6 protein-coding genes are annotated in these 6,674 nt (G+C 71.2%); 2 read left to right on the top strand and 4 right to left on the bottom strand.

All coding sequences use genetic code 11. From position 1 onward, the window contains the following. The 4 genes from AB0I76_RS19480 to AB0I76_RS19465 all read right to left on the bottom strand — a co-directional run. Positions 1 to 379: ATP-binding cassette domain-containing protein (locus AB0I76_RS19480; RefSeq protein WP_357037134.1), on the bottom strand; the 379-nt coding region annotated here is incomplete at its 3' end. Next, positions 376 to 1,707, bottom strand: coding sequence for a sugar ABC transporter substrate-binding protein (locus tag AB0I76_RS19475; protein WP_357037138.1), 1,332 nt, complete (start codon positions 1,705 to 1,707; stop codon positions 376 to 378). The genes AB0I76_RS19475 and AB0I76_RS19480, both read right to left, overlap by 4 nt. Continuing rightward, positions 1,701 to 2,558, bottom strand: a complete 858-nt coding sequence (locus AB0I76_RS19470; protein ID WP_357037131.1) for a carbohydrate ABC transporter permease — start codon at positions 2,556 to 2,558, stop codon at positions 1,701 to 1,703. Before AB0I76_RS19470 ends, AB0I76_RS19475 begins: the two co-directional genes overlap by 7 nt. Before the next feature lie 25 nt (positions 2,559 to 2,583). Continuing rightward, positions 2,584 to 5,385: an exo-alpha-sialidase gene (locus AB0I76_RS19465; RefSeq protein WP_357037128.1), complete on the bottom strand. Its 2,802-nt coding sequence runs from the start codon at positions 5,383 to 5,385 to the stop codon at positions 2,584 to 2,586. Between the two features lie 168 nt (positions 5,386 to 5,553). On the opposite strand from AB0I76_RS19465, the gene AB0I76_RS19460 reads away from it, so the two are divergent. Beyond that, entirely contained in the window at positions 5,554 to 6,369 is an 816-nt protein-coding gene (locus tag AB0I76_RS19460) for an SDR family oxidoreductase (protein ID WP_357037125.1), read from the top strand. A gap of 115 nt (positions 6,370 to 6,484) precedes the next feature. Further along, the coding region (locus AB0I76_RS19455; RefSeq protein WP_357037122.1) for a hypothetical protein at positions 6,485 to 6,674 on the top strand (190 nt) is incomplete at its 3' end.

The raw sequence follows: 6,674 nt of genomic DNA, 5'->3' as shown, positions 1-6,674 counted from the left end.
CGGCGCAGCCGACGGACTCGGCCGCCGCCCGGGCCCGCTCCCGGGCGACCGCGCGGCGGACGTCGCGCACCTCCAGGCCGAAGGCGATGTTCTCGGCGACGGTCAGGTGCGGGAACAGGGCGTACGACTGGAAGACCATCGACACGTTGCGCAGGCCGGGACGCCGGTCGGTGACGTCCCGGCCGGCGATGTGGACGCGGCCGGCGGTGACCGGTTCCAGACCGGCCACCACCCGCAGCACCGTCGACTTGCCCGCGCCGGAGGGGCCGAGGACGACCAGCAGTTCCCCCCGGCCGACGGTGAGGTCCACCTCGTGCAGCACGGTCGTACCGCGGTAGGCGGCCGAGACGCCCTCGAGGATCAGGCCGGCTCCGGTCACCCCTGCTCGCCCCGGGCGAACAGTGGTCGGGTCTGCTGGTCGAGATCCCGGATGACGTCGTCGAGCTTGTCGCCCCGGTGCATCGCGTTCTCCAGGATGCCGTAGGCGACGTCCTCGATCTCCGGCCAGGTGGAGACGGTCGGCAGCGCCCGCACGGTGGGGATCGCGTCGAGGAACACCTTCGCGCTTCGCGGCGGCTGCGACGGGCCGAGGAACGCCGACGACTGCGAGACGCCGATGTGCGACGGCACGGTACGACCGGTCGCCGCGATGATCTTCTGCCCCTCCTCGCCGATGGCGTACTCCAGGAACCGCCAGGCGGCGTCCTTGTTCTTCGAACCGCGCGTCATGCAGTACGCGTCGGAGTGCAGTACGCCCACCGACTTCTGGTAGACCGGCAGCGGCGCGACGTCCCACTCGAAGTCGGTGATGGTGCGGAAGTTGGTGGTGGCCCGCCGCGACGTCATCAGCATGGCGAGGCGACCGTTGGCGAACCGGGACTCGTCGTCCTCCGCCTCCACCTCCTCGTCGGTCGGCACCACCCCGTACGCCTGCCGCAGGTCGACCAGGTTCTTCAGCGCCTCCCGGGCGGCCGGGGTGTCCAGGGCCAGCCGGGTCGGCTTCTCGGTGTCGTCCACGATGTCGCCGCCGTTGGACCAGACGAACGGCGCCAGCCGGATGATCGACGGCTCGACGCCCAGGCCGTGCACGGCCGGGCGCTGGGCGGCGCCCTCGCTCTCGGTGCCCCGGACGACCAGCCCGCGCGAGTCGCGGGTCATCGCGGTGGCCGTACCGACCAGGTCGTTCCAGGTCCACCCGGCCTTCGGCTCGGGCACGCCGTGCTTCTGGAAGAGGCTGCGGTTGTAGTACACAGCGAGGCTGGACACGTTCTGCGGCAGGCAGAGCTGCTTGCCGCCCCACGTGAAGGCCTCCATCGCCACCGGGTAGTACGCGGCCGGGTCGACCACGTCCGAGGCGGCGATCCGCCCGTCCAGCGGCTCGACGACGCCCTTCGCCGCGAACTGGCCGTAGAACCGGTAGTTCATCAGGAACAGGTCCGGCGGGGCACCACCGGCGACCGACGTGGCCAGTCGGGCCAGCAGGTCCTTGCGGTCGCTGGCCTCGATCAGCTGCACCTCGGACCCGGGCCGGGCCTTGGCGTACGCGTCGAGCAGCGTGCGGTACGCGGCCAGTTCCTCCGGCGCGCCGAAGACCAGCAGCTTGACCGGGCCGCCCCGCTCGGAGGAGGAGTCGTCGCCGGACCCACAGCCGGTCAGCACCAGCAGGGCGGACAACAGCAGGGCGAGCAGCGCCTTGGGTCTCACGATCGTCCCCTCGGATCGTCGTCGTGGTGCAGGAAGCGCCGCTGGGCGAGCACGAACACGAGCAGCGCCGGAACCGTCGCGACGACCGCGCCGGCCAGGAAGACCGGGAAGTTCGTCGGATCCAGCACCGACAGCGAACGCAGCGCCAGCGGAAGGGTGAACAGGTCGCGGTCGTAGACGTAGATCAGCGGGTCGAGGAAGTTCGACCAGGTCAGCACGAAGGTGAGCGCCGTGAGCGCGGCGGTGACCGGGCGGACCAGCGGGAGCGCCACCCGCCACCACGTACGCATCGGCGACAGGTCCTCCACCAGGCAGGCGTCGTAGAGATCCGCCGGCAACGCCCGGAAGGCCAGGTAGTAGACCAGGACGTAGAGCGGCGAGGTGCCCAGCAACGCCGGGGCGATCAAGGGCACCAGCGTATCGGTCAGCCCCAGCGCGCGGAAGATCGCGAAGCGGGGAACCAGCAGCGCGGTGGCCGGCACCATCAGGGCGACCAGGGTCGCCGTGACCACGGCCGCGGTGGTGCGCGGGGCGACCCGGGCCAGCGCGAAGCCCGCGAGCGAGGCGACCAGCACGCTCAGCGGCACCGCGACGACCGCCACCAGCACCGAGTTGAGCGAGGCGCGCAGCAGCCCGCCAAGCTCCACGGCCTGCGTGTAGCCGGTGGTCGACACCGGGTCGGGCACGAGCTGCGGCGTCGGCGACGGCGGCAGGCCGGGCTCGGTGAACGAACCGGACACCAGCAGCAGCAGCGGTGGGACGAAGACGAGGAGGACGAAGGCCGCGCCGAGCGTACGCCAGATCCGGCCGGCCGCCTCGGGCAGCGGTGAGGGGCCGCTCGCGCGGCCCCTCACCCGGTTGGTGCCGATCGTGTTCCGCCTAGCTCAGCTTCAGCTGCCAGGCGCCGAGACCGTGCGAGGCGGCGTACAGGACCCGCTTGCCCGGCACGATGGTCAGCCCGGCGACCTCGACGTTCGGCATGCCGCCGGCCGCCTTGACCCAGCTCGTCGAGCCCTTGGCCAGCCGCAGCACACCGAAGTCGGTGGACGCGTACAGGTCACCGGTGACGTCGTCGCGGACCAGGTCCGTGATCGGCTGGTCGCCGAAGTCGTACGACCGGTCGGTCCACGTCGCCGCCGCACCGTCCACCTTCACCTCGAACGCGTGGCCCTGTGTGGCCGGGGTGTTCGAGTTGAAGCCGCTGTAGGACACCCACGCCCGGGTCGGGTCGGCCGGGTCGATGTGGATGCTCGTGACGAAGCGGTTCGGCGTCGTGGCGTTGTCGATCCGCGTCCACGTCACGTCCGCGGCCGACTCGGCGTCGACGTTGCGGGTGACGAAGACCCGGCCGGTGCTGGTCGCCGCGTACGCGGTGGACGAGTCGGAGTCGACCCGCTGGACCACCGAGACCGCGCCGCCGGCCCGGTCACCCCACGCGGCGTCGGTGAGCCGGGTGGTGCCCAGCTCCGCCCAGTCACCGCACTGCGCCTCGAAGGTGCCGGTCCAGCTGTTGCAGATCCGGTTGGCCTCCTCCATGCTGCGGTCGCCCAGGCCGAAGGTCTTCGTGCGGTAGACCGTCCGACCGGTGCCGGCGAACATCGTGCCGCTGACCTTCGGGTCGCTGATCACCGGGGCGTAGAACAGGGTGCCCGCCTGACCGAAGACGCCGTCGTAGACCGAGATCCAACTGCCGATGTCACCGTTGTTGAAGTTCACCTCGGGGGTGGCGTCGTAGAACGTGTGGAACCGGAACTCCGGCTTGGCGACGTCGAAGCCGGAGGCGCCGCCGTCACCGATCATGGTGTTGACCCAGCGCTTGCGCTGGCCCTTGTTCTCCCAGGTGCCGTTGTCCTGCGTGCCGCCCTGAAGCAGGTTCACGTCGTGCGGGCTGACCGACAGGCTGATGAACTGCAGCGTCGTCATGCCCTTGTTGACGCCCTCCAGCTTCGAGGGGATCTTCGAGAGCATCTGCCTGCAGCGGTCCTTCTGCGCCGCGGCGGTCGGCCCGGTGAAGTTGCGGGCCGGGTTGTCGCACCAGGCGGAGCGGTCCACGAACTGGCCGCTGGAGCGCATGATGCCGCCGTCGTTGGCCTCGAAGAACTGGAACGGGTTGCGCGGGTTGGTGACCAGGGCGTGCTGGTCGGGGTGCAGACCGTTCGGGTGCAGCTCGTCGGTGCCGTCGAAGGTCATGTCGGTGCCGCTGACCCCCGCGTCGGTGGAGAGGACGACCGCCCGCTTGTGGGCGACGGTCTCGCCGTAGACGTACGAGCCACCGGTGTAGACGACGTCCGGGTGCCCGGGCGGGGTGTGGACGAACACGTCGTACCAGCACTGGCCGGTGCACTGGTTGAAGGTCGCGAAGCCGGTGTCGGCCGGGTTGGAGCTGGTCAGGTCGGCGAACGCCGGGGTGCCGGCGGCCACGTCGTCGCTCCGGAAGAGCCGCGAGTACGGGTTGCCGATGTTGCCCTCGTAGACGTACATCCGGGTCTTGCCGTTCGGCAGCGCGGTCACGTCGATCGCGGCCCGGGTCTGGAAGACGGCCCGGTTGAGCGACTCCTTGATCTGCGTCCAGGTGGCGCCGGCGTCCGCCGAGCGCCAGACGCCCCGGGCGTACGAGGAGGCGTAGACGATGTTCGAGTTCTTCGGGTCGAGCTTGACGTAGCGCACGCCGCGCGGGGAGCAGGCGGCGGTGTTGTTGTACTCGGCGGCGCTGCCGGTGCAGTCGGCGGCGTTGGCCGAACCGTTGTGCAGGAAGGTCCAGTTCTTCCCGCCGTCGGTGGTCTTGTACAGACCCCACTTCGCCGCGTCCGGCACGGGCCGGGTGACGCCGGTGCAGCAGGAGCTGGACATGCCGCGCAGCGCGGTGGTCGTGGCGACGTAGATGGTCTTCGGGTCGCCCGGCTTGATGGTGATCTCGCCGAGGCCCTTGCCGGACAGGACGTCCTTGCCGATCGGGGCGGACCAGGTCAGGCCACCGTTGGTGGACTTGTAGAGGCCGACGCCGGCGACGCAGCCGGAGGCGCAGGTGTTGGCCTCACCGGTGCCGACGTAGATGGTCAGGCCGGTCCTGTCGTTGCGGTCGATCTTCACCGAGCCGGCGGCGTTGATGCCGAGCGGGCCACCGAGGTAGAACCATCGGGGCTCGGCGGCGAGGATGTTCAGGGTGCCCCAGACGCCACCGCCGGCCGGCGTGGCGTACGCCCGGCACAGCAGCTGGGAGCAGTCGGGGCTGATGTCCAGCGAGGTGACCCGGCCGCCCGCGACGTACTCGTTGGGCACGTAGTTGAAGGCGTTGCGGTACTCGGTGAACGGGTAGAGCGCCTCGCTCGGACCGACGTTGGTCCAGCGGCTGGCGCCCCGGAACCGCTTCTCGGCCGACGCGTACGCCGCCTTCGACCGGTCCACCTGGGAGATGCTGATGGTGTCGGCGGGGTAGGCCCGCTCCAGGAACTCCTGCTGGGCGGCACTGCCGGGGCCGTCCGGCGACATGCCGTCGCTGCCCGGCACCGCCTGGCGCAACCGTTCGAGGTGCGCGCCGGTGGCGTTCGGCAGCTCGCCGTCACCGACGGCGGCGGCGGCCGGCGCCTCGGTGCCGGTGAAGTGGATGCCGGCGGCACCCGTGGTCGCCACAAGGGCGGCGACCGCTAGTCCTGCGAGTAGATGGCGACTTCTGCGCTTCACGAGGGTCCTCCCGGGAACGCGTCACCACAGCGCGGTGTCCCGGATTGGCGACCGTCGCTGGCAGCGTCCATGCAGGAGGATGTCAGAGGGCAAACAACCGGCACAATCCTCTGCGTCGGTTTGTGTTGTCACATGGTTGCAATCGCATATGACGGGTAGTGCGTGCCCATGCCAGCCCACTATGAGGACTACCCGCGGACCGCCGTCGTCACCGGCGCGGATTCCGGCATCGGCAAGGCCTGTGCCGTGGCACTCGCCGAGGCCGGCTTCGACATCGGCATCACCTGGTACGGCGACCCGGAGGGAGCCGAGCGGACCGCCGCCGAGGTGCGCGGCGCCGGCCAACGCTGCGAGGTCGCCGAGCTGGACCTGACCCGGCTGCCGGAGGCCGCCGCCGTGGTCGACGACCTCGCCGACCGGCTCGGCGGAGTCGGCGTGCTGGTGAACAACGCCGGCACCGGCGCCTCGGCGGCCTTCGTCGACACCACCTGGGAGCAGTGGCGGGAGGTGCTCGCCGTGGACCTGGACGGGCCGTTCCTCTGCGCCCAGCGGGTCGCCCGCCGGATGCGGACGGCCGGCCGGGGCGGACGGATCGTGAACATCACCAGCGTGCACGAGCACGCCCCACGGGTGGGCTCGGCCGCGTACTGCGCCGCCAAGGGCGGTCTGGGGCTGCTGACGAAGGTGATGGCGCAGGAGTTGGCCGCCGACGGGATCACCGTCAACGCGGTCGCCCCCGGGGAGATCTCCACCCCGATGACGGGACAGGAGGACGTCGACCCGTTCACACAGTCGCGGCCGGGCGTACCGGTGGGTCGTCCCGGCGACGCGCGGGAGGTCGCCGCGGTGGTCGCCCTGCTCGCCTCGCCCGCCGCGGCCTACGTCACCGGGGCCTCCTGGCCGGTCGACGGCGGCATGCTGCTGATGGGCCCCCAGGCCGCGGCGCTGCCCGACGAGTCGTGGCGGCAGGTCGAGTCGACGTAACAGTCGGTCACGAATTGGGTTCACAGTGTCCACCTAGGGTGGTCGTCGGCCCGGTCGCACGAACGGCCGGGCCGACGATCGGCCCCCACCCGGGGCCCCGACGGAAGGACACACCATGCCCTTCGCCCAGCGGATCGCCGCGCTCTCGACGGCTTCCCTCCTCGCCACCGGCGTGCTCACCGGCGCGGTCGCTCCCCCGGCCGCCCACGCCTCCACTGCGACCCCCACCACCGTCCTGCTGCTGAGCGTCGAACCGCACGTCGACGGCGCTCCCCGGGTCGCCACGCTGCGCTGCGAGCCGGCCG

Source organism: Micromonospora sp. NPDC049799 (assembly GCF_040656655.1).
Lineage (GTDB): Bacteria > Actinomycetota > Actinomycetes > Mycobacteriales > Micromonosporaceae > Micromonospora.
Note: the sequence above shows the minus strand (reverse complement) of the source record. Positions and strands in the feature narration are given on the sequence as shown.